Here is a 23,966-nt window from a genome sequence, read left to right as displayed (position 1 = left end):
AACAATGTAAGAAAATGTTATCGGCAGCGATGAGGGGATTTTTAGGAAAATATCAAGGATATAGCGACCAAATCAGGTAGTTTACAGGCAAAAAAAAACGCCTCCGAAGAGGCGTTATCATCAGGCTCAAGAAACTTATTTCTTCTTCGCTTTCGCGTTTGGCAGGTCGGTGATGCTGCCTTCAAACACTTCTGCCGCCAGGCCCACGGACTCGTGCAGAGTTGGGTGAGCGTGGATGGTCAGCGCGATGTCTTCCGCGTCGCAGCCCATTTCGATCGCCAGGCCGATTTCACCCAGCAGCTCGCCGCCGTTGGTGCCGACAATCGCACCACCGATTACGCGGTGAGTCTCTTTGTCGAAGATCAGCTTGGTCACGCCATCTGCACAATCGGACGCGATAGCACGGCCAGAAGCCGCCCACGGGAAGGTGGCCGTTTCATAGCTGATGCCTTTCTCTTTCGCTTCTTTCTCGGTCAGACCAACCCATGCCACTTCTGGCTCGGTGTAGGCGATAGATGGGATCACTTTCGGGTCGAAGTAGTGCTTCATGCCGGCGATAACTTCTGCGGCAACGTGACCTTCGTGAACGCCTTTGTGCGCCAGCATTGGCTGACCGACGATATCGCCGATAGCAAAGATGTGCGGCACGTTGGTGCGCAGCTGCTTGTCAACGCGGATAAAGCCACGGTCGTCCACTTCCACGCCAGCAGCGCCAGCGTTGAGGTTTTTACCGTTCGGCACGCGGCCGATAGCCACCAGCACGGCGTCGTAACGCTGTGGTTCAGCAGGCGCTTTTTTGCCTTCCATGGAAACGTAAATACCGTCTTCTTTCGCTTCAACGGCAGTCACTTTGGTTTCCAGCATCAGGTTGAATTTCTTGCTGATGCGCTTGGTGAAGACTTTAACGATGTCTTTGTCTGCGGCCGGGATAACCTGGTCGAACATTTCAACCACGTCGATCTCTGAACCCAGCGCATGGTACACGGTACCCATTTCCAGACCGATGATACCGCCGCCCATAACCAGCAGACGCTTAGGAACGGTTTTCAGCTCCAGCGCATCGGTGGAATCCCACACGCGCGGATCTTCATGAGGAATGAACGGCAGTTCGATTGGGCGAGAGCCTGCGGCGATGATCGCGTTGTCGAAGTTAATCACGGTTTTGCCGTTTTCGCCTTCCACTTCCAGGGTGTTCGCGCCGGTAAATTTACCCAGACCGTTAACCACTTTGACCTTACGGCCTTTCGCCATACCGGCCAGACCGCCGGTCAGCTGAGTGATAACTTTCTCTTTCCAGGTACGAATTTTGTCGATATCGGTTTTCGGCTCGCCGAAGACGATACCGTGTTCAGCCAGCGCTTTGGCTTCTTCGATCACTTTCGCGACGTGCAGCAGCGCTTTAGAAGGGATACAGCCGACGTTCAGACAGACACCGCCGAGGGTGCTGTAACGTTCTACGATGACGGTTTCCAGACCTAAATCCGCCGCGCGGAATGCTGCGGAATAACCTGCCGGGCCTGCCCCAAGTACTACGACCTGAGTTTTGATTTCTGTGCTCATCATGACCTCTTAATGTATACCCGTCGTCCACCGGGTCGTTCTATCCGCCCGTATTTTACAAAATTGTTAACAATTTTGAAACAACAAACGGTTCATGAATTTTTGCTTTCGCTAATAACCTCATGGACTTCATGAGATTACCAGAAAAAAGCCGGCCGATTGGCCGGCTTTTCGATTACATCACCAGGCGGCGAATGTCGCTCAGGGTGTTGTTGATGATGGTGATAAAGCGCGCACCATCAGCACCGTCGATCACGCGGTGGTCGAAGGACAGAGAGATTGGCATCATCAGACGCGGCACGAACTCTTTGCCGTTCCATACCGGCTCCATCGCGGACTTGGACACACCGAGGATAGCCACTTCCGGCGCGTTAACAATCGGCGCGAAGTGGGTGGTACCCAGGCCGCCGATGCTGGAGATAGTGAAGCAGCCGCCCTGCATTTCGCCGGCAGTCAGCTTACCATCGCGCGCTTTCTTGGAGATGGTGGTCAGCTCGCGGGACAGCTCGGTAATGCTCTTCTTGTTCACGTCCTTGAAGACCGGAACAACCAGACCATTTGGCGTATCAACCGCAACACCGATGTTGATGTATTTCTTCAGCGTCAGCTTCTGGCCGTCTTCGGACAGGGAGCTGTTGAAGCGTGGCATCTGCTCAAGCGCAGCAGCAACGGCTTTCATGATGAAGACCACCGGGGTGAATTTCACGTCCAGCTTGCGCTTCTCGGCTTCGGCATTCTGCTGCTTGCGGAACGCTTCCAGGTCGGTGATATCGGTCTTATCGAAGTGCGTAACGTGCGGGATCATCACCCAGTTACGGCTCAGGTTCGCACCAGAGATTTTCTGGATACGGCCCAGTTCCACTTCTTCGATTTCACCGAACTTGCTGAAGTCGACTTTCGGCCATGGCAGCATGCCCGGGATACCGCCGCCAGCGGCTGCAGCAGGTGCAGCTTCGGCACGTTTCACCGCGTCTTTCACGTAGGCCTGAACGTCTTCGCGCAGGATACGGCCCTTACGGCCGGTGCCCTTCACTTTCGCCAGGTTTACACCGAATTCGCGCGCCAGGCGACGAATCAGCGGGGTGGCGTGAACGTAAGCGTCGTTCTCAGCGAACTCAGATTTGCCTTCCGCTTTCGCAGCAGGGGCAGCAGCAGGTTTCGCAGCCTGAGCCGGTGCAGCAGCCGGTGCCGGAGCAGCAGCAGCCGGAGCCGCGGCAGGCGCAGCGCCTTCCACTTCGAAGACCATGATCAGAGAGCCGGTAGACACTTTGTCGCCGGTGCTGATTTTGATCTCTTTAACGGTACCGGCGAACGGCGCAGGGACTTCCATAGAAGCCTTGTCGCCTTCAACGGTGATCAGCGACTGTTCAGCGGCAACTTTGTCGCCCACTTTAACCATCACTTCGGTCACTTCAACTTCGTCACCGCCGATATCCGGTACGTTAACGTCTTTCGCGCCACCGGCAGCGGCTGGTGCTGCGGCCGGAGCCGGGGCAGCGGCCTGAGCTGGCGCAGCGGCAGGTGCAGCACCCGCCACTTCGAAGACCATGATCAGAGAGCCAGTAGACACTTTGTCACCGGTGTTGATCTTGATCTCTTTAACGGTACCCGCGAACGGCGCTGGCACTTCCATAGAGGCTTTGTCGCCTTCTACGGTGATCAGAGACTGCTCGGCCGCAACGGTATCGCCCACTTTCACCAGGATTTCAGTGACTTCAACTTCGTCACCGCCGATGTCAGGCACGTTCACTTCTTTCGCTGCCGCGGCAGCAGGTGCTGCAGCCGGAGCGGCTTCTTTCTTCTCTTCTGCCTTAGCAGGTGCAGCATCAGCTGCACCGTCGGCGGAATCGAAAATCATGATCAGTTTGCCGGTCTCGGTTTTATCGCCAACGGAGACTTTGATCTCCTTAACGATGCCAGCCTGAGGAGACGGGACTTCCATAGAGGCTTTGTCGCCCTCTACGGTGATCAGCGACTGTTCAGCTTCAACCTTGTCGCCCACTTTGACCAGGATCTCGGTGATTTCAACTTCATCAGCCCCGATGTCCGGTACATTGATTTCGATAGCCATTGTTCTTTTACCTCTTACGCCAGACGCGGGTTAACTTTATCTGCATCGATGTTGAATTTGGTGATTGCTTCCGCCACCACTTTCTTGTCGATTTCGCCACGTTTAGCCAGTTCGCCCAGGGCTGCTACAACCACGTAAGAAGCATCAACTTCGAAGTGGTGGCGCAGGTTTTCGCGGCTGTCAGAACGACCGAAGCCGTCGGTGCCCAGTACGCGATAATCATCCGCTGGTACGTAAGTACGAACCTGCTCTGCGAACAGTTTCATATAGTCAGTAGACGCCACCGCCGGTGCGTCGTTCATCACCTGAGCGATGTACGGAACGCGCGGGGTTTCCAGCGGGTGCAGCATGTTCCAGCGTTCACAATCCTGGCCATCACGCGCCAGTTCAGTGAAGGAAGTCACAGAGTACACGTCGGAACCCACACCGTAGTCTTTCGCCAGGATCTGTGCCGCTTCACGCACGTGACGCAGGATAGAGCCGGAGCCCAGCAGCTGAACTTTACCTTTGCTACCTTCGAGGGTTTCGAGTTTGTAGATACCTTTACGGATACCTTCCTCGGCACCTGCTGGCATGGCCGGCATGTGGTAGTTTTCGTTCAGGGTGGTGATGTAGTAGTACACGTTCTCTTGTTTCTCACCGTACATGCGCTGCAGGCCGTCATGCATGATGACCGCCACTTCGTACGCGTAAGACGGGTCGTAAGAGATACAGTTAGGGATCGTCAGAGACTGAATGTGGCTGTGGCCATCTTCGTGCTGCAGACCTTCACCGTTCAGGGTCGTACGACCGGAGGTACCGCCTACCAGGAAGCCGCGAGCCTGCTGGTCGCCTGCCTGCCAGCACAGGTCACCGATACGCTGGAACCCGAACATGGAGTAGTAAATGTAGAACGGGATCATCGGCAGGTTGTTGGTGCTGTAAGAGGTCGCAGCAGCCAGCCAGGACGCGCCTGCACCCAGCTCGTTGATACCTTCCTGCAGGATCTGACCTTTCTCGTCTTCTTTGTAGTATGCAACCTGCTCACGGTCCTGCGGGGTGTACTGCTGGCCGTTCGGGCTGTAGATACCGATCTGACGGAACAGACCTTCCATACCGAAAGTACGCGCTTCGTCGGCGATGATTGGCACCAGGCGATCTTTGATCGACTTGTTCTTCAGCATCACGTTCAGGGCACGAACGAAAGCGATAGTGGTAGAGATCTCTTTGTTCTGCTCTTCGAGCAGCTGGGAGAAGTCTTCCAGCGCTGGCAGTTCCAGCTTCTCGGTGAAGTTAGGCTGACGAGCCGGCAGGTAGCCTTTCAGCGCCTGACGACGTTCGTGCAGGTACTTGTGCTCTTCAGACCCTTCCGGGAAGGTGATGTAAGACAGGTTTTCTACCTGCTCATCGGTCACTGGAACGTTGAAACGGTCGCGGATATAACGCACGCCGTCCATGTTCATTTTCTTAACCTGGTGAGCGATGTTTTTACCTTCAGCGGTATCGCCCATGCCGTAACCTTTAATGGTGTGGGCCAGGATAACGGTCGCTTTACCTTTGGTTTCCTGCGCTTTTTTCAGTGCAGCGTAGACTTTCTTCGGATCGTGACCACCGCGGTTCAGGGCCCAGATCTGCTCATCAGTCCAGTCTGCAACCAGGGCTGCGGTTTCTGGATATTTGCCGAAGAAGTGCTCGCGAACGTAGGCACCGTCTTTGGATTTGAAGGTCTGATAGTCGCCGTCAACGGTTTCGTTCATCAGCTGGATCAGCTTGCCGCTGGTGTCTTTACGCAGCAGCTCGTCCCAACGACCGCCCCACATGACTTTGATTACGTTCCAGCCAGCACCCGCGAAGATGCCTTCCAGTTCGTTGATGATCTTGCCGTTGCCGGTTACCGGACCATCCAGACGCTGCAGGTTACAGTTGATGATGAAGCACAGGTTGTCCAGCTTCTCGCGGGTCGCGATGGTGATCGCGCCTTTTGATTCTGGCTCATCCATTTCGCCGTCGCCCAGGAAGGCGTAAACGGTTTGCTCGGAGGTGTCTTTCAGACCACGGTGTTCCAGGTATTTCAGGAATTTAGCCTGATAAATCGCACCGATTGGGCCCAGACCCATAGATACGGTCGGGAACTGCCAGAATTCTGGCATCAGTTTAGGGTGCGGATAAGAAGACAGGCCTTTACCGTGAACTTCCTGACGGAAGTTGTTCATCTGCTCTTCGGTCAGACGACCTTCAAGGAAGGCTCGCGCGTAGATGCCCGGAGAGATGTGGCCCTGGAAGTACACCAGGTCGCCGCCGTCCTTCTCGTTGGCCGCACGGAAGAAGTGGTTAAAGCACACTTCGTACACGGTCGCAGAAGACTGGAAGGACGCCATGTGGCCGCCCAGCTCGAGGTCTTTCTTGGACGCGCGCAGAACGGTCATGATTGCGTTCCAGCGGATAGCAGAACGAATGCGGCGTTCCAGATCCAGATTGCCCGGGTATTCCGGTTCGTCTTCAACGGCAATCGTGTTTACGTAGTTGCTAGCCCCTGCACCTGCAGCAACCTTCACGCCGCCTTTGCGGGCTTCTGAAAGCAGCTGATCAATCAGATACTGAGCGCGCTCAACACCTTCTTCACGGATGACCGATTCGATCGCCTGTAGCCAGTCGCGAGTTTCGATCGGATCCACGTCATTTTGGAGACGTTCTGACATGGGGGTATTCCTTATCTATCTAATACGTTGATTTGTCTGGAACCTGTCCCATTGTATTTTCGTCAGAAAACACAATAAGACAGGTTCTGCGTTTAGTTGCCGCGCTCTAAAATTCTGGCGCTTAATCCTTTCGTTGCTGTATGCGGCGTAATGAACGTTCGCGACGCGATTGTTCACGGCTGCGGTCCAGCAAGATTTCCTCAATGAAAGCCAGATGGCGGTGCGACGCTTCTCGCGCCTGCTCCGGTTCCCCGGCCATTATCGCCTCGAAGATTCGGGTGCGATGGTTGCTGACCAGCGGGAGCATGTCCCGACGGGCATACAACAATTCAAAATTCTGACGAACGTTCTGGGCCAGCATCGGCTCCATGCAGCGTAGCAGATGGAGGAGCACCACGTTGTGGGCCGCTTCGGTGACGGCAATTTGATACTGGACAACGGCGCTGGACTCGGCGTCTAAGTCGCCGGACTGCTGTGCCCGTTCAATGGCCTGATGCAGCTCGCGGATACGCACGCGATCTTCATCATTACTGCGAAGGGCGGCGTAATAGGCCGCGATGCCTTCCAGCGCGTGACGGGTCTCAAGCAGGTCAAACTGGGATTCTGGGTGGTCAGAGAGAAGTTCTACCAGCGGGTCGCTGAAGCTCTGCCACAGGCTGTTTTGCACAAAGGTTCCGCCGCCCTGACGACGAAGGAGCAAGCCCTTTGCTTCGAGACGTTGAATCGCCTCACGCAGAGAGGGACGGGAAACGTCGAACTGTTTTGCCAGCTCGCGTTCTGGCGGAAGCTTTTCACCCGGGCGCAGCGTCCCTTCGAGGATCAAAAACTCCAGCTGTTGCTCAATCACATCGGATAGTTTTGGTTGGCGAATTTTGCTGTAGGCCATATTCCCTGTCTTACGCCTTTTTGCCCGGAGTCAATTGGTCTTACCAATTTCATGTTCGTATCGCTAAAGTAACAAAGTATTCACCTTCTGTCCATATTGGTTTTGATTGAAATCAGTAAAGCCTGCACTTTTTAACAACCCTACAGAAATAACGTTTCAGAAATGTAACTTTGCACAAATGAGTTGATTACCCACAAAGAGGCAGATTTAACCTTAGTGAAACGAAGGTTTTTGCAATCTGAAGCGATTCAACAGCGCAAATAATGAAATTTCGCCCGCTTAAGGCGCATTTCTATTCTATAGGTTGGGATACGAAGGGATTGGGTCGGAATTTACAAACGCTTTCTTTTTATCCAGGTCGTCATCATCCCTTGATAAAGCAGGTGCATTCGCTGGCGCTTACCATTATTCTTGCGCTTACGGAAGTCACTCCCGCTTTTTTCGGTCACTTTAACCGTAAAGAAAATAATACATAAATGGACTTTCATAATTACACACGCTCAGCGTGAACATAACAACCACACACGAGGTTTCAAATGGAAGCTCAACAGCATGGCGATCGGCTAAAGCGCGGCCTTAAGAACCGCCATATTCAGCTTATCGCATTGGGTGGCGCCATCGGTACCGGCCTGTTTCTGGGAAGCGCATCCGTCATCCAGTCTGCCGGTCCCGGCATTATTTTGGGTTACGCGATTGCGGGTTTCATCGCCTTTCTGATCATGCGTCAGCTGGGTGAAATGGTCGTTGAAGAGCCCGTTGCAGGCTCGTTCAGCCACTTTGCCTACAAATACTGGGGCAGCTTTGCCGGGTTCGCCTCCGGCTGGAACTACTGGGTGCTGTACGTTCTGGTTGCCATGGCCGAACTGACCGCCGTCGGGAAGTACGTTCAGTTCTGGTATCCGGAGATCCCCACCTGGGCATCCGCGGCGGCCTTCTTCGTCATTATTAACGCCATCAACCTGACCAACGTCAAAGTGTTTGGTGAGATGGAGTTCTGGTTTGCGATCATCAAGGTGGTTGCCGTTGTGGCGATGATCCTCTTCGGCGGCTGGCTGCTGTTTAGCGGCAACGGCGGCCCGCAGGCCACGGTGCGTAACCTCTGGGAACAGGGCGGATTCCTGCCTCACGGCATGACCGGTCTGGTGATGATGATGGCGATCATTATGTTCTCCTTCGGCGGCCTTGAGCTGGTGGGCATCACCGCGGCAGAAGCGGACAACCCGGAGCAGAGCATCCCGAAGGCCACCAACCAGGTTATCTACCGTATTCTGATTTTTTATGTGGGTTCGCTGGCGGTGCTGCTTTCCCTGATGCCGTGGACGCGCGTTACCGCTGACGTCAGCCCGTTTGTGCTGATCTTCCACGAGCTGGGCGATACCTTCGTGGCAAACGCGCTGAACATCGTGGTGCTTACCGCAGCACTGTCGGTGTACAACAGCTGCGTATATTGCAACAGCCGCATGCTGTTCGGCCTGGCGCAGCAGGGCAACGCGCCAAAAGCGCTGCTCAACGTGGATAAGCGCGGCGTGCCGGTGAACACCATTATCGTCTCCGCCGTGGTCACCGCGCTGTGCGTGCTGATCAACTACCTCGCGCCGGAATCGGCCTTCGGCCTGCTGATGGCGCTGGTGGTCTCTGCCCTGGTGATTAACTGGGCGATGATCAGCCTCGCGCACATTAAGTTCCGCCGCGCGAAGCAGCAGCAGGGCGTCAAAACCCGCTTCCCTGCCCTGCTTTATCCGCTGGGTAACTGGGTCTGCCTGCTGTTTATGGCTGCCGTTCTGGTCATCATGCTGATGACGCCGGGCATGGCGATTTCCGTTTACCTGATCCCGGTCTGGATTGCGATCCTCGGCGTGGGCTACCTGGTGAAGCAGAAAAACGCAGCCGCCCTCAAAGCGCATTAATCTCAACCGACGCTGCCCCCGTTTTTGCGGGTGCAGCGCGTTGTTACCTGCCTCACAAATTTCTCTCAACAGCCCGTTTATCCATATCACCGCCCTGATACTGCAACGCAAAAATCCCTTTGCCAGCAAATAATTCTCTCCATACCGAAAACCGGAGAGCTGTCGATGGATAACAATAAACTTTCAGTAAAAGAAAAGATCGGCTACGGCATGGGCGACGCAGGGTGCAACATCATCTTCGGCGCTATCATGCTGTTTGTTAACTACTTTTATACCGACATTTTTGGCCTGGCCCCTGCGCTGGTTGGCGTTCTGCTGCTCTCCGTGCGCGTGATTGACGCCGTCACGGACCCGATCATGGGCGCCATCGCCGACCGGACCCGCAGTAAATATGGCCGCTTTCGTCCATGGCTTTTATGGATCGCCTTTCCCTACGCGCTGTTCAGCATCCTGATGTTCACCACGCCGGAATGGAGCTACAACAGCAAAGTTATCTATGCGTTTGTCACCTATTTCCTGCTCTCTTTGACCTACACTGCCATTAACATCCCCTACTGCTCGCTGGGCGGCGTGATCACCAACGATCCGAAAGAGCGCGTGGCCTGTCAGTCTTACCGCTTCGTGATGGTGGGCATCGCCACGCTGCTGCTCTCCCTGACCCTGCTGCCGATGGCCGACTGGTTCGGCGGCGATGACAAAGCCAAAGGCTACCAGATGGCGATGACCGTGCTGGCGCTGATCGGCACCTGCATGTTCCTGTTCTGCTTCGCCACCGTGCGCGAGCGCGTGCGTCCGGCAGTGCAGACGCACGACGAGCTGAAAAACGATCTCAGGGACGTGTGGAAAAACGATCAGTGGGTGCGCATTCTGCTGCTGACGCTGTGCAACGTCTGCCCGGGCTTTATCCGCATGGCGGCCACCATGTATTACGTCACCTGGGTGATGGGCCAAAGCACCCACTTCGCCACGCTGTTTATTAGCCTCGGCGTGGTGGGCATGATGGGGGGCAGCATGCTGGCAAAAGTGCTCACCGACCGCTGGTGCAAGCTGAAAGTGTTCTTCTGGACCAATATCGCGCTGGCCATTTTCTCAACCGCCTTCTACTTCTTCGATCCGAAAGCGACGGTCACCATCGTGGTGCTCTACGTCCTGCTGAACGTCCTGCACCAGATCCCTTCTCCGCTGCACTGGTCGCTGATGGCCGACGTGGATGACTACGGCGAATGGAAGACCGGGAAGCGCATCACCGGGATCAGCTTCTCCGGCAATATCTTCTTCCTCAAGCTGGGTCTGGCGATTGCGGGCGCAATGGTCGGCTTCCTGCTCTCCTGGTACGGCTACGACGCGGGAGCCAAAGCGCAGAGCGCGGATGCCATCAACGGCATCGTGCTGCTGTTTACCGTCATTCCGGGCGTGGGCTACCTCATCACGGCAGGCGTAGTTCGCCTGCTGAAGGTAGATCGCGAGACCATGAAGCAAATCCAGTCAGACCTTGAAAAGCGTCGCAACAATTACCGCGAGCTGAACGACTATCAGACGTTAAGGACAGAACCCAAAGGAGCCCCTCATGCATAGCTGGCCAAACCCGTTTATCGAACAGCGCGCCGATCCGTACCTTCTCCACCACGAAGGGCTGTACTACTTTATCGCCTCGGTGCCCGAATACGATCGGCTGGCGATCCGCCGCGCAGGCTCACTCGACGGCCTGCGCAGCGCTGAAGAGGTGGTGGTGTGGCGTAAACCCGCAACCGGCCCGATGAGCCAGCTGATCTGGGCGCCGGAGCTGCACCGCATCGACGGCAGGTGGTACATCTATTTTGCCGCGGCGCATACCCAGGCGCTCGACAGGCTTGGCATGTTCCAGCACCGCATGTTCGCCCTGGAATGCACGGATGCCGATCCGCTCACCGGAACGTGGGTGGAAAAAGGGCAAATCCACACGCCTTTCGACACCTTCGCGCTGGACGCCACCACCTTTGTGCATCAGGGCAAGCGCTGGTATCTGTGGGCGCAAAAAGCGCCGGACATTCAGGGTAACTCCAACCTTTACCTGTGCGAGATGGAAAACCCGTGGACGCTGAAAGGCGAGCCGGTGATGCTCAGCAAGCCGGAGTACGACTGGGAGTGCCGCGGATTTCTGGTTAACGAAGGCCCGGCGGTGCTGGTTCACGGCGACAGGCTGTTTATCAGCTATTCCGCCAGCGCCACCGATGAAAACTACTGCATGGGGCTACTGTGGATAGACGGGCAGGCCGACCCGAAAAACCCGCGGAACTGGTATAAGTCTCCGCGTCCGGTGTTCGTCACCAGCGATGAAAACCGCCAGTATGGGCCAGGCCATAACAGCTTTACGCAGACGCCGGAAGGGGACGATGTGCTGGTGTACCACGCAAGGAACTACACCGAAATTGAGGGCGATCCGCTGTACGATCCGAATCGCCATACCCGCCTGAAGCGCGTCCGATGGGACGAGAACGGGATGCCAGATTTCGGCATCCCGCCTGCTGATACGCAGTAATCGATACGGCGCGCTGGCCTAAACCAGCGTGCCGTAAATGGTCAGCAGCGCCACGATCACCACCACCACAAACGATGTTTTCTTCGCCATTGAGACGGCGGTTTTTGGCGTTTCAACCCTGTTGGTGTGCGGCTCGCGCGCCAGTGAGAACTGCGCCAGGCGCGTTAAGACCTGATACTGAGAGGTGTGACGGTCAGCCAGCGAGGCAAACCACGCGGGCAGCGCTTTTTCACCGTGGCCAATCAGCGCGTATACCACGCCGACCAGACGCACCGGGAGCCAGTCGAGCACGTGCAGAATGCCGTCGATGCCGGACTGCAGACGCTCATGCGGCGTAAGGTAACGCGCCAGCCACGTCTGCCAGGCGCGCAGGAACGCGTACCCCATCAGCAGAACCGGCCCCCACGGGCCGCCGACCACGAACCAGAACAGCGGCGCGAGGTAATAGCGAAAGTTGATCCACAGCAGCGCGTTTTGCAGCTCGCGTAAAAACTCGCGCTCGTCGCAGTCAGGCGGTACCCCGTGGATCATGGTCAGCTCGCTCGCCATCGCGTCACGGGCGTGCGCATCCTCGCGGGAGGCGGCTTTCAGGTAAGCATGGTAATGCAGCCGCACCTTGCCCGCGCCGATACACAGCACGCCGAGCAAGATCCACACCACCAGCAGCGGCACGTTGAAAAAGAGGCCGTAAAGGGAACGCAGCAGCAGAAACGTTACGGCCATCACGGCAGCGGCCATCAGGAGCGTGCGGAAAAGGGAGAAGTGTTTGATCCGGCGGAACAGCACTTCCAGGCGATGATCGAGGTGCCAGTGTTCGCCCAGCTTGAACAGGCGCTCGGCGATCATCACTAACAGCATGGTAAACAACGTCATGTTATCTCCTTATCTGACGACGCGGTAAGCATGGCGCGAAACCGGGGCCAGTCAAACGCCGGGCCAGGATCGGTTTTTCTTGCGGGGGCAATATCGCTGTGCCCCGTAATGTTCCCGGCGATGGCGGGGTATAACGTCATAAGCGTTTCGGTGACAGCCACCAGCCGCTGATACTGTTCATCGGTGTAGGGCGTGGTGTCAGTGCCTTCCAGCTCAATGCCAATAGAGAAATCATTGCAGCGCTCGCGCCCCTGGTACTGCGACACGCCCGCATGCCAGGCCCGCTTATCAAACGGAACATACTGAACCACTTCTCCGTCGCGGCGAATCAGGCAATGCGCCGATACGCGCAGATGCGCAATTTCGGCAAAAAACGGATGCGCTGCGGGATCTATCGTTCCCGTGAATAACGCGTCAATCCACGGGCCGCCAAATTCTCCCGGCGGGAGGCTAATATTGTGAACCACCAGCAGTGAGGGCTTTTCATCCTCCGGGCGGCAATCGTGGTGCGGCGAAGGTACATGCCGCGCGTCCACCAGCCATCCGTTTTCTAACAACATGCTGGAACTCCTTATGTATGGTGCTGTTACTCGGTTCAGAGTAGCATGTTTCAATCTTATGATTCGTTACCAATTTGGAGTTTTATCATGCCGCCTCGCCGCTATAACCCCGACCACCGACGTGACGCGCTTCTGGAACGTATTAACATGGATATCCCGGCAAGCGTTGCCCATGCGCTCAAGGAAGACCTGGGCGGCGACGTCAGCGCCGATAACGATATTACCGCGCAGCTGCTGCCAAAAGAGACGCGCTCGCATGCGGTCATCATAACCCGCGAAGACGGCGTGTTTTGCGGCAAGCGCTGGGTCGAAGAGGTCTTTACCCAGCTTGCGGGTGACGACGTTCAGGTCACCTGGCACGTGGACGATGGCGACGCGGTGGTGGCCAATCAGCCGCTGTTCGAGCTCGATGGCCCGTCCCGCGTGCTGCTGACCGGCGAGCGCACCGCGCTGAACTTTGTGCAGACCCTTTCCGGCGTCGCCAGCGAAGTACGCCGCTATGTTGACCTGCTGGCGGGCACCCGCACGCAGCTTCTGGACACCCGTAAAACGCTGCCGGGCCTGCGCACCGCGCTGAAATATGCGGTGCTGTGCGGCGGCGGGGCCAACCACCGTCTGGGCTTGTCCGACGCTTTCCTGATTAAAGAAAACCACATCATTGCCTCCGGCTCCGTGCGCCAGGCCGTGGAAAAAGCCTTCTGGCTGCATCCGGACGTGCCGGTTGAGGTCGAGGTCGAAAGCCTGGAGGAGCTGGACGAGGCCATCAAAGCCGGCGCCGATATCATCATGCTGGATAACTTCGACGCCGATCGGATGCGCGAGGCGGTAAAACGCACCAATGGCCAGGCGCAGCTGGAGGTGTCCGGCAACGTGACCTTCGACACCATCCGCGAATTCGCCCAAACCGGCGTCGACTACATCTCCGTCGGCGCGCTCACTAAGCACGTGCGCGCCCTGGATCTCTCCATGCGCTTCAAATAATGCCCTTCTCCCCTCTCTGACGGAGAGGGGAAATTCGACACCGCTCGCAGACCCGCCGTTCCCCGCTGCAACGCAGCGTAAAAACGCTGAAAGCGCCTTCACGTTTCTCTTTTTGCTCCTCGTCTGACGTTGTTTCTCCTGCCAGAGTTGCGCCACTTAACCTGAGGAGCAGACATGAACAGACAGCAAGGATTTACGCTTATTGAGCTAATGGTGGTCATCGGCATTATTGCCATTCTGAGCGCTATCGGCATTCCGGCCTACCAGAACTACCTGCGCAAGGCCGCCCTCACCGATATGCTGCAAACCTTCGTACCGTACCGCACGGCGATTGAGCTTTGCGCCCTGGATCACGGCGGCGTAGATCGCTGCGACGGGGGAAGTAACGGCGTCCCGTCACCGACAACCACCCGCTATGTGTCAGGAATGAGCGTGGCAAAAGGCGTAGTGGCATTGACCGGCCAGGAAAGTCTGAACGGGCTTGAGGTCGTGATGACGCCCCAGTGGAACAATGGCAACGGCATGACGGGCTGGACGCGCGTTTGCAACATCAGCAGCGACGGTGCGCTCAAGCAGGCGTGTGAAGAAGTCTTCCGTTTCGACAACAACTGACGGAGGCAGACAATGAATGTTGAACAACTGACCGCCCTCTGCCAGCGTCACCATGCCCTGCTGCTGAACAGCAGCAGCGAAACAATCGACATCGCGGTGGTGGGCAGCCCTGCGGCAGAGCTGATGGAAGCATTACGGTTCGCGACTCAAAAACGCATTGATATCGAGTGCTGGAACGCCGAAAGAATGGAAAAACACCTGCAAATGATGGCGCAATCGCAGCTTCCGGCTGCTGTGGCGCCGCATTCGGCAGTTGATATTTTAAACCACACGCTGCTGCAGGCAATAAAGCAGCGCGCATCGGATATTCATATTGAGCCAGACGAACAGGCGTGCCAGATTCGCCTGCGGATCGACGGCGTGCTCTGCCCGCAGCCCCCGCTCGCCAGCGCGCTGGCGACGATGCTCATTGCCCGCTTAAAAGTGCTGGGCAACCTTGATATTGCGGAACGCCGTTTGCCCCAGGACGGGCAGTTCACGGTTGAGCTGGCGAACGAGCCGGTCTCTTTTCGCATCGCCACGCTTCCCTGCAACGGCGGCGAGAAAATCGTGCTGCGCCTGCTTCATCAGGTCCAGCAGGCGCTGGACACCACCCAGCTAGGGATGAGCGCCGAACAGCATGCCTGCTTTACGGAAATGCTCCAGAAACCGCAGGGGCTGATTCTGGTCACGGGCCCCACCGGAAGCGGTAAAACCGTCACGCTTTACAGCGCGCTTCAGGCGCGAAATAAGCCTGACGTGAATATTTGCAGCGTCGAAGATCCTGTCGAAATACCTCTATCAGGATTGAACCAGACGCAAATCAACCCGCGCGCCGGCCTCACCTTTCAGAGCGTGCTGCGCGCGCTGCTGCGCCAGGACCCGGACATCATCATGGTGGGGGAAATTCGCGACGGTGAAACGGCAGAAATTGCGATCAATGCCGCGCAGACCGGCCACCTTGTCCTGTCGACGCTGCATACCAACTCCACGGCAGAAACCCTCGTTCGCCTTCAGCAGATGGGGGTCGCCCGCTGGACGATCTCATCGGCACTCTCGCTGGTGGTTGCCCAAAGACTGGTTCGGCGCCTTTGTCCCCACTGTCGACAGAAAACACAGTATCAGTCCGAGCTGCCGCGCGCGCTCTGGCCGCGGCCTCTTCCCCGCTGGCAGGCCGTCGGTTGCGATCGTTGCTATCATGGTTTTTACGGCCGCCAGGCGATTTTCGAGGTGCTGAATATCGACAGCACGCTTCGGCAGGCCATTGCCACCGGCGCGGCGATTGAGGTAATAAAAGCCAGCGCCCGGCAGGCGGGGATGCTCTCTTTATTTGAACATGGCTGCATGGCCGTCGAGCAGGGGCTTACCACATTCGAAGAGCTGCTGCGCGTTCTGGAGATGCCCGATGAAGGCTAATCGGCTCTGGCGCTGGAGGGCGATTTCCTCCGAAGGGGGAGCGCGGCGCGGTATGCTCTGGGCGGCTAACCGTGAAGAGGCCTATTCCGCATTAATGAAAAAAGGCTTAAACCCGCTGGCGCTCGGCAGATGTTCACACCTTCCACGCTGGCAGCCGCACCACTGCTGCGAGGTTTTCCGCCAGCTGGCGACGCTACTGCAGGCGGGCCTGATGCTGACGGAAAGCCTGGAGATGCAGGCGCGTCAACACCCCTTACCCCACTGGCAGGCGTTACTACAGCGCCTGGCCGATGACCTGCGTGAAGGATGCTCCTTTTCGGATGCATTAGGGAAATGGCCCGCGACCTTCAGCCCGCTTTATGTCTCATTGGTGAAAACCGGCGAGCTGACGGGAAAGCTGGAGACGTGCTGCCGCCAGCTTGCGCTGCAGCAAAAGAACCAACAGCGGCTTCGCGCGAAGGTGAAGAAGGCGTTGCGCTATCCGCTCATCATTCTTGGCCTGGCCGCCGGCGTGGTGCTGGCGATGGTCACGCTGGTCCTCCCGGAATTCGCGGCAATCTACAAAACGTTCAATACGCCGCTACCCGCGCTGACGCAGGCCGTTATGGGCTTTGCGGCATTTATCCAGGACTATGCCTTTGCGCTTTTTGTCATGCTGTTTCTATCCGGTTTTACCCTCTATGGCCTGCGGCAACGGCCACGCTGGCAGCGGCTGGCTCAGCGTATGCTGCTGCGGTTGCCGGTCATGGGCGCGCTGGCGCGAGGCCAGAAACTAGGGCAAATCTTTACCGTGCTGTCGTTGACGCAGCAGGCCGGCATTCCCTTTCTGCAGGGGCTGGTCAGCGCAGAAGAAACGGTTGATAGCCTGTATTGGCGAGAAAAACTTGGTGACGTGTATAGGCATATTGAAGGAGGTGCTCCCGTCTGGTCATCCTTTCAGAAAGCCAGCGTTTTCACGCCGCTCTGCATTCAGCTGATTCAAACCGGTGAAGCATCGGGCGCGCTGGACGTTATGCTGGAGAATCTTGCTCGTCATCATATGGATCAGACATTTGAGCAGGCAGACGGCCTGGCCGCCGTGCTTGAACCTCTGCTGCTCATCGTGACGGGCGTGATAATCGGTACGCTGGTTGTGGCGATGTATCTGCCTATTTTCCATCTGGGGGATGCGATGAGCGCGGGGTAGCGCTGGCGCACGGGCATGCGCCAGCGAAAGCGTTACAGGCTATTGAATACGCGGTTTTCCTGCTCCTGAACGCGGATAAACGTCGTACGCTTAGTCAGCTCTTTCAGGCGGGAGGCGCCAACGTAGGTACAGGCGGAACGCAGGCCGCCGAGGATATCCAGCGCGGTATTCGCAACCGGGCCGCGCAGAGGCAGCTTTACGGTTTTGCCTTCTGCCGCACGGTATTTCGCTACGCCACCCACGTGACGGGTCATCGCGGATTCTGAGCTCATACCGTAGAACAGCATGAACTTCTCGCCGTTCTCTTCCACTACGGTACCGCCGCTCTCTTCATGGCCCGCGAGCATACCGCCCAGCATCACGAAATCTGCGCCGCCGCCAAAGGCTTTTGCCACGTCGCCCGGCGTTGTGCAGCCGCCGTCGCTGATAATCTGCCCGCCCAGGCCGTGAGCCGCATCGGCACACTCAATAACGGCAGACAGCTGTGGATAACCCACGCCGGTTTTCACGCGCGTGGTGCAGACGGAGCCCGGACCAATGCCGACTTTTACGATATCCGCACCGGAGAGGATCAGCTCTTCACACATCTCACCGGTCACCACGTTGCCCGCGATGATGGTTTTAGTCGGCCATGCTTCGCGCGCCTTGCTGACGAACTGCACGAAGTGTTCGGAATAACCATTCGCCACGTCAATGCACACAAAGTTCAGCGCAGGATTCGCGTTCAGGATCTGTTTGGTTTTTTCGAAATCGGCGTCAGACGTGCCGGTAGAGACCATCACATGCTTAATGACGTCATCCGATGCGGACGCGACGAATGCACTCCACTCTTCGGCGCTGTAGTGCTTATGCACCGCAGTCAGTACGTCGAATTTTGCCAGCGCTGAAGCCATCTCGAACGTGCCCACGGTATCCATGTTGGCTGCGATAATCGGTACGCCAGACCAGGACTGACCGGAGTGTTTAAAGGTGAACTGACGTTCGAGTTCAACGTCTGAGCGGCTTTTCAGCGTAGAGCGTTTAGGGCGGATAAGAACGTCTTTGAAACCTAACTTCAGATCTTCTTCGATACGCATGTGCGGATTCCTGGGGTTAGAGGCAAATAAAGTAAAAGCACAACTCCAGTGACGCTATCATACGCACTAATACCTGCTCCGCAAGACTGCGAAATTCTCTTTTTTTACGCTACAATCCTATAAATTTACCTGGTAAAAAGCAGGTAAAGAGAGCTTAACATGCGCTGTTGTAAGTTTGTTTTTTAAGCAACTGATTTTAATAATGAATAATTCCCAGGATTTGATGTAATGGGGTATATCGTCGCGTTAACCGGCGGCATCGGTAGTGGCAAAAGCACCGTTGCGGACGCATTTTATCGTCTCGGCATCACCATAGTTGATGCAGATGTCATTGCCCGTCAGGTGGTAGAGCCGCATACACCTGCACTCCAGGCTATCGAAGCGCATTTCGGCCATACCATCCTGAATGACGATGGGACGCTCAACCGCCGTCGTCTGCGAGAATACATTTTTTCTGATTCTTCTGAAAAAGACTGGCTCAATTCGCTGCTCCACCCCATTATCCACCAGGAAACTCAGCGTCAGATTGCCGCCTCAACCTCTCCCTATTGTTTATGGGTGGTTCCGCTGCTGGTTGAAAATCAGCTGCACGGAAAAGCGAACAGAGTTCTGGTAATCGATGTTTCTCCCGAAACGCAGATCCGGCGAACGATGGCGCGCGATGGCGTTTCACGCGAACATGCTGAACAAATTCTTGCCGCCCAGGCCACGCGCGACGCGCGCCTTGCCGTGGCGGATGATGTTATTGATAACAACGGCGCACCAGATGCCATTGCATCGGATGTTGCCCGCCTGCACGAGCAGTATCTGACGTTCGCCGCGCAGGCCGTTGCACAGGAAAAACCCTAATGTCTACTCATATTCTTTTTGAGCATCCGCTGAATGAAAAAATGCGTACCTGGCTGCGCATTGAGTTTCTCATTCAACAGCTTTCAGAGCATCTGCCGGTACACGATCATGCCACGGCGCTGCATTTTTTCCGCAACGTTGGCGATCTGCTGGATGTGGTTGAGCGCGGCGACGTTCGCACCGAACTGCTGAAAGAGCTGGAACGCCAGCAGCGTAAATTACAGGCCTGGGCCGAAGTGCCGGGCGTTGACCAGAGCCGTATCGACGCTCTGCGTCAGCAGCTCAAAAACAGCAGCGCTATTCTGATGGCCGCGCCGCGCGTGGGGCAGTTTTTACGAGAAGATCGTTTGATTGGCCTGGTGCGCCAGCGTCTGAGCATCCCTGGCGGCTGCTGTAGCTTCGATCTTCCAACGTTGCATATGTGGCTTCATATGCCGCAGGCCCAGCGTGATGCGCAGGTTGACGGCTGGATGGCGAGCCTGGAGCCGGTAAATCAGGCCTTAACGCTCATTCTGGATCTCGTTCGAAACTCGGCCCCTTTCCGCAAGCAAACCAGCCTGAACGGATTTTACCAGGACAACGGGGATGATGCCGATCTGCTGCGCCTGAACCTGTCCCTCGACGAACAGCTGTATCCGCAGATTTCCGGGCATAAGAGCCGCTTCGCGATTCGCTTTATGCCGCTGGACAGCGAAAATGGCACCGTGCCGGAACGCCTCGATTTTGAACTGGCCTGTTGTTAAGGAGCGCCGATGTCTGACATAACCACCGTAAGCTGCCCTACCTGTGGGAAAACCGTTGTCTGGGGGGAAGTGAGTCCGTTTCGCCCATTCTGCAGCAAGCGCTGCCAGCTGATTGACCTTGGCGAATGGGCGGCGGAAGAGAAACGCATTCCAAGCGAAGGCGATCTTTCCGACAGCGATGACTGGAGCGAAGAGCAGCAGCGCTAGCCTAAAAAGCCAGCCGCCGCTTCGCAGGCCTACAGGTTGCCCGTCAGCCGAGTGATGACGGGCGCATTTGCTGAAGGGAATTTTTCAGCGTCGCTCTCCTGTAGCTCAACCCAGTTTCCCGGCTGCCCCTCTTTCCCCCAGGGCTCTCCTTCCCAGCTTTCGACTAGCCAGAACCAGAGCGTGATATGCCGGTCCGGAAACTGATACTCAAGCTTATCAAAAAGCGTGGCGCCCAGCGGCGTGATACCCACCTCTTCCTGAAGCTCACGCGCTAGCGCCTGTTCCGGCGTTTCACCTGCCTCAATTTTCCCGCCGGGAAACTCCCATTTGTTCGCCATATGGGCATCGGCGGCGCGCTGGGTGATAAAGATTTGGTTTTGCGGGTTGCGAATAATCCCGACTGAAATTTGCAGTGTTTTCATTGTGTCACTTCCATAAAAAAGGCGCAGATATCTGCGCCTTTTCATTTTTATATGAACTTAGTTCAGACGGCCGTGGCACGCCTTATATTTTTTACCGGAACCGCAAGGGCACGGATCGTTGCGTCCCACTTTACGTTCGCCGGTTTGCGCCGCGATCGCCGCCGCCGCTTCACTTTCTTCCGTCTGGTGGCTCAGCTGCTGCATCTGCGCCAGACGCTCGGCTTCTTCACGACGCTGCTGCTCCATCGCTTCCACCTCTTCCGGCATGCGTACCTGAACTTTGCTCAGGGTGCTGATCACTTCGTACTTCAGCGACTCAAGCATAGCGGCAAACATAGAGAAGGATTCGCGCTTGTACTCCTGCTTCGGATCTTTCTGCGCGTAGCCGCGCAGGTGGATACCCTGGCGCAGGTAGTCCATGGCCGCCAGGTGCTCTTTCCACAGGGAGTCCAGCGTTTGCAGCATCACGCCTTTTTCGAAGTGACGCATCATCTCAGCGCCAACCACTTCTTCCTTACGCTTGTACACTTCCAGCGCGTGCTCAAAGATACGCTCACGCAGAGTTTCTTCGTGCAGTTCTGGCTCTTTGTCCAGCCACTCTTTGATCGGCAGCTCGAGGTCGAAGTCGTTTTTCAGACGCTCCTGCAGGCCTTCAATATCCCACATCTCTTCCAGAGACTGCGGAGGAATATGCGCGTCGATCGTTGCTTTAAACACGTCCTCGCGGATGCTGTTGATGGTTTCGCTTACGTCGGACACGTCCAGCAGTTCGTTACGCTGGGTATAGATCGCACGACGCTGATCGTTCGCCACGTCATCATATTCCAGCAGCTGCTTACGAATATCGAAGTTGCGGCTTTCCACTTTGCGCTGGGCGTTGGCAATCGCCTTGGTTACCCACGGGTGTTCGATCGCTTCGCCAGGCTTCATGCCCAGTTTACGCATCATGCCGGAGACGCGGTCAGAGGCGAAAATACGCATCAGCGCATCTTCCATAGACAGATAGAAGCGAGAAGAACCGGCATCCCCCTGACGACCCGCACGACCACGCAGCTGATTATCGATACGGCGAGATTCGTGACGTTCGGTACCGATGATATGCAAGCCGCCTGAAGCCAGAACGGCATCGTGACGCACCTGCCAGTCGGCTTTGATCTGCGCGATCTGCTCTGGCGTTGGGTTTTCCAGCTCGGCGACTTCCGCCTGCCAGCTACCGCCAAGCATGATGTCGGTACCACGACCCGCCATGTTGGTGGCGATTGTTACCGCCCCCGGATAGCCCGCCTGCGCAACAATATCCGCCTCTTTGGCGTGGAATTTGGCGTTCAGCACGTTGTGCTTGATGCCCGCTTTCGTCAACTCATTGGAAACCACTTCAGATTTTTCAATCGAGATGGTACCCACCAGAACGGGCTGGCCGTTCGCGGTACGCTCACGAATGTCTTCAATGATTGCCTGGATTTTTTCCGCTTCCGTCATGTACACCAGATCCGCCATATCCTTACGGATCATTGGGCGGTTGGTCGGCACGACCACGGTGTCCAGCTTGTAGATAGAGCTAAACTCAAACGCTTCGGTATCGGCGGTACCGGTCATCCCCGCAAGCTTCTCGTACAGACGGAAGTAGTTCTGGAAGGTGATGGACGCCAGCGTTTGGTTTTCGTTTTGAATATCAACGCCTTCTTTGGCTTCAACCGCCTGGTGCAGGCCATCGGACCAGCGGCGACCCTGCATGGTACGACCGGTATGTTCATCAACGATGATCACTTCGCCGTCTTTTACGATGTAGTCAACGTCACGGGTGAACAGCGCATGCGCGCGCAGTGCGGCAGTCACGTGGTGCATCAGCATAATGTTGCCTGGAGAGTACAGCGACTCGCCCTCTTCCATAATGCCTTCAGCTACAAGCAGCTCTTCGATTTTCACCAGACCGCGTTCGGTCAGGTTAACCTGGCGCGCTTTTTCATCCACGGAGAAGTGGCCTTCGCCCTGGAAAGTATCGGAGTCTTCTTTCTCCTGGCGCAGCAGGTGCGGAATGATTTTATCGACTTTGCGGTACATCTCGGAGCTGTCTTCAGCCGGACCGGAGATGATCAGCGGGGTACGGGCTTCATCGATCAGAATGGAGTCCACCTCATCCACCAGCGCATAGTGCAGCTTACGCTGTACGCGCTCTTCAGGGCTGAACGCCATGTTGTCACGGAGGTAGTCAAAGCCGTATTCGTTGTTGGTACCGTAGGTGATATCCGCGTTGTATGCTTCACGCTTGGCCGGCGCAGGCAGACCAGACATGTTGATGCCGACGGTCAGGCCGAGGAACTCAAACAGAGGGCGGTTATTTTCGGCGTCACGCTGCGCGAGGTAGTCGTTGACGGTAACAACGTGAACGCCCTTACCGGTCAGCGCGTTCAGGTAAGCAGGCAGGGTCGCCGTCAGCGTTTTACCTTCACCCGTACGCATCTCCGCGATGCAGCGCTCGTTAAGCACCATACCGCCCAGCAGCTGCACGTCGAAGTGACGCATGCCAAAAACGCGTTTACTGGCTTCACGCACTACCGCGAAAGCTTCAGGGATCAGGCTTTCTAAGGTCTCCCCTTTTTCGAGACGCGCGCGGAACTCAACCGTTTTTGCTTTGAGCTCATCATCAGAGAGCTTTTCCATCGCCGGTTCCATACCATTGATGACAGCAACAGCTTTGCGCATGCGGCGCAGGGTACGATCGTTACGACTACCGAAAACTTTTGTTAATAATTTGATTAGCATAATAAATTCTCAAACGCCCCAGTTGGGCAGATAAATTAAGGTTTTGAAAAAGTTAATTTAGCTGAGGCGTGTAGGCCCGGCGCGAATGCCATGAGCCTGGCTAATCCACGTAGAGACAGAGAATGCTGCCGGGGAAACAAATGCCGTTTGCGTCGGCTGGCGAACGGAAACCGGCGGCTGGCCGTCCTGAGTGAGCAGCGCATTCAGCGTGTCCAGCAGCGCAAGATGATGGGCCTGAACCGGGAGCGTTTCTTCAGCAACAGGCACCGTCTGAGGTGCCATCGCGAAAGAGAGATGGCGGATAACCGTGCGGATGGCATGTTGCTGCCAGTAATCGACGGAGAAATTCGGACGACGGCTGGCTTCAAGCCACGCGAGATTAGTGAAATTAACCCGCGTTGAGAAATCGTGTTTGGTGGTGGAGGTGTTGGCAGGCGTCGCCGCCTCGGCACTGTTGCTGAGCACAGGCAAGCCGAAGCTCGCCGCGACCATCCCTAATAAGAGATGCGGCCAGAAGTAACGTCTGCCAAATTGTCGCCAGCGCGTCAGTATTCCGCTCACTTGCTCCACCAGATAAGCCAGCCTTAGTAAGGCTGAGTTTGATTATTCTTTTTTAGCGCCAAGATAGTACCACTAAAGCCACTCTACAGCAGCAGGAATGACGATTAACAGCGGGGAA

At 56.3% G+C, this 23,966-nt stretch carries 20 protein-coding genes; 10 read left to right on the top strand and 10 right to left on the bottom strand.

Annotation, left to right across the window (positions count from 1 at the left end; translation table 11 throughout):
* Positions 1-135: 135 nt before the first annotated feature.
* The 4 genes from lpdA to pdhR all read right to left on the bottom strand — a co-directional run bounded on the left by lpdA (position 136) and on the right by pdhR (position 7,195).
* Positions 136-1,560: a dihydrolipoyl dehydrogenase gene (gene lpdA, locus DBY73_RS10830; RefSeq protein WP_112011158.1), complete on the bottom strand. Its 1,425-nt coding sequence runs from the start codon at positions 1,558-1,560 to the stop codon at positions 136-138.
* Positions 1,561-1,735: 175 nt separating this feature from the next.
* Positions 1,736-3,631, bottom strand: a complete 1,896-nt coding sequence (aceF, locus tag DBY73_RS10825) for a pyruvate dehydrogenase complex dihydrolipoyllysine-residue acetyltransferase (protein WP_112011147.1) — start codon at positions 3,629-3,631, stop codon at positions 1,736-1,738.
* 14 nt (positions 3,632-3,645) lie between these two features.
* Positions 3,646-6,309, bottom strand: coding sequence for a pyruvate dehydrogenase (acetyl-transferring), homodimeric type (gene aceE / locus DBY73_RS10820; protein ID WP_112011146.1), 2,664 nt, complete (start codon positions 6,307-6,309; stop codon positions 3,646-3,648).
* Positions 6,310-6,430: 121 nt separating this feature from the next.
* The gene (gene pdhR, locus DBY73_RS10815; protein ID WP_112011145.1) at positions 6,431-7,195 is read right to left on the bottom strand and encodes a pyruvate dehydrogenase complex transcriptional repressor PdhR; all 765 of its coding nucleotides are present in this window, start codon (positions 7,193-7,195) and stop codon (positions 6,431-6,433) included.
* A 536-nt stretch (positions 7,196-7,731) separates the two neighbouring features.
* Between pdhR and aroP the strand changes: the two genes are divergently transcribed.
* The 3 genes from aroP to DBY73_RS10795 all read left to right on the top strand — a co-directional run bounded on the left by aroP (position 7,732) and on the right by DBY73_RS10795 (position 11,620).
* On the top strand, positions 7,732-9,102 hold the full coding sequence (aroP, locus tag DBY73_RS10805; protein ID WP_112011143.1) for an aromatic amino acid transporter AroP: 1,371 nt from the start codon (positions 7,732-7,734) through the stop codon (positions 9,100-9,102).
* Between the two features lie 165 nt (positions 9,103-9,267).
* Positions 9,268-10,677, top strand: coding sequence for an MFS transporter (locus DBY73_RS10800; RefSeq protein ID WP_112011142.1), 1,410 nt, complete (start codon positions 9,268-9,270; stop codon positions 10,675-10,677).
* Complete coding sequence (locus DBY73_RS10795; protein WP_112011141.1) at positions 10,670-11,620, top strand: family 43 glycosylhydrolase; 951 nt, start codon at positions 10,670-10,672, stop codon at positions 11,618-11,620. Before DBY73_RS10800 ends, DBY73_RS10795 begins: the two co-directional genes overlap by 8 nt.
* 18 nt (positions 11,621-11,638) lie before the next feature.
* Here the strand turns inward: DBY73_RS10795 and ampE are convergent, their stop codons facing one another.
* A complete protein-coding gene (gene ampE, locus DBY73_RS10790) occupies positions 11,639-12,493 on the bottom strand; it encodes a beta-lactamase regulator AmpE (protein ID WP_112011140.1) in 855 nt (284 codons plus the stop codon).
* A complete protein-coding gene (gene ampD, locus DBY73_RS10785) occupies positions 12,490-13,053 on the bottom strand; it encodes a 1,6-anhydro-N-acetylmuramyl-L-alanine amidase AmpD (protein ID WP_112011139.1) in 564 nt (187 codons plus the stop codon). The genes ampE and ampD overlap by 4 nt, the downstream gene beginning before the upstream one ends.
* A gap of 87 nt (positions 13,054-13,140) precedes the next feature.
* On the opposite strand from ampD, the gene nadC reads away from it, so the two are divergent.
* The 4 genes from nadC to hofC all read left to right on the top strand — a co-directional run bounded on the left by nadC (position 13,141) and on the right by hofC (position 17,227).
* Complete coding sequence (gene nadC, locus DBY73_RS10780; RefSeq protein WP_112011138.1) at positions 13,141-14,034, top strand: carboxylating nicotinate-nucleotide diphosphorylase; 894 nt, start codon at positions 13,141-13,143, stop codon at positions 14,032-14,034.
* Between the two features lie 174 nt (positions 14,035-14,208).
* On the top strand, positions 14,209-14,646 hold the full coding sequence (gene ppdD, locus DBY73_RS10775) for a prepilin peptidase-dependent pilin (RefSeq protein WP_112011137.1): 438 nt from the start codon (positions 14,209-14,211) through the stop codon (positions 14,644-14,646).
* A 12-nt stretch (positions 14,647-14,658) separates the two neighbouring features.
* Positions 14,659-16,041, top strand: a complete 1,383-nt coding sequence (gene gspE, locus DBY73_RS10770) for a type II secretion system protein GspE (RefSeq protein ID WP_112011136.1) — start codon at positions 14,659-14,661, stop codon at positions 16,039-16,041.
* Positions 16,031-17,227 (top strand): protein transport protein HofC, encoded by a 1,197-nt coding sequence (gene hofC, locus DBY73_RS10765; RefSeq protein ID WP_112011135.1) that lies wholly within the window; start codon positions 16,031-16,033, stop codon positions 17,225-17,227. The genes gspE and hofC overlap by 11 nt, the downstream gene beginning before the upstream one ends.
* A 32-nt stretch (positions 17,228-17,259) precedes the next feature.
* On the opposite strand, the gene DBY73_RS10760 is transcribed toward hofC, so the two are convergent.
* Positions 17,260-18,303, bottom strand: coding sequence for a GMP reductase (locus tag DBY73_RS10760; protein ID WP_112011134.1), 1,044 nt, complete (start codon positions 18,301-18,303; stop codon positions 17,260-17,262).
* A 228-nt stretch (positions 18,304-18,531) separates the two neighbouring features.
* On the opposite strand from DBY73_RS10760, the gene coaE reads away from it, so the two are divergent.
* Genes coaE through yacG form a run of 3 tightly spaced genes read left to right on the top strand, consistent with a single transcriptional unit; the run spans position 18,532 to position 20,102 of the window.
* A complete protein-coding gene (coaE, locus tag DBY73_RS10755; RefSeq protein ID WP_112011133.1) occupies positions 18,532-19,152 on the top strand; it encodes a dephospho-CoA kinase in 621 nt (206 codons plus the stop codon).
* Positions 19,152-19,895 carry a cell division protein ZapD gene (gene zapD / locus DBY73_RS10750; RefSeq protein WP_112011132.1) on the top strand — a complete coding sequence of 248 codons (744 nt, stop codon included), beginning with the start codon at positions 19,152-19,154 and terminating at the stop codon, positions 19,893-19,895. Before coaE ends, zapD begins: the two co-directional genes overlap by 1 nt.
* A 9-nt stretch (positions 19,896-19,904) precedes the next feature.
* Entirely contained in the window at positions 19,905-20,102 is a 198-nt protein-coding gene (gene yacG / locus DBY73_RS10745) for a DNA gyrase inhibitor YacG (protein WP_112011131.1), read from the top strand.
* A gap of 29 nt (positions 20,103-20,131) precedes the next feature.
* Here the strand turns inward: yacG and mutT are convergent, their stop codons facing one another.
* From mutT to secM, 3 genes are read right to left on the bottom strand one after another with little or no spacing between them, the layout of a single operon-like run.
* Complete coding sequence (gene mutT / locus DBY73_RS10740) at positions 20,132-20,524, bottom strand: 8-oxo-dGTP diphosphatase MutT (RefSeq protein ID WP_112011130.1); 393 nt, start codon at positions 20,522-20,524, stop codon at positions 20,132-20,134.
* 57 nt (positions 20,525-20,581) lie between these two features.
* Complete coding sequence (gene secA / locus DBY73_RS10735) at positions 20,582-23,287, bottom strand: preprotein translocase subunit SecA (protein ID WP_112011129.1); 2,706 nt, start codon at positions 23,285-23,287, stop codon at positions 20,582-20,584.
* A 57-nt stretch (positions 23,288-23,344) separates the two neighbouring features.
* Positions 23,345-23,848, bottom strand: a complete 504-nt coding sequence (gene secM, locus DBY73_RS10730; protein WP_112011128.1) for a secA translation cis-regulator SecM — start codon at positions 23,846-23,848, stop codon at positions 23,345-23,347.
* Between the last annotated feature and the right edge of the window lie 118 nt (positions 23,849-23,966).

The sequence above is a fragment of the Enterobacter sp. RIT418 genome, from assembly GCF_003057745.1.
Lineage (GTDB): Bacteria > Pseudomonadota > Gammaproteobacteria > Enterobacterales > Enterobacteriaceae > Enterobacter.
The sequence above is the reverse complement of the archived record's forward strand: the minus strand, read 5'-3'. Positions and strand labels throughout refer to the sequence as shown.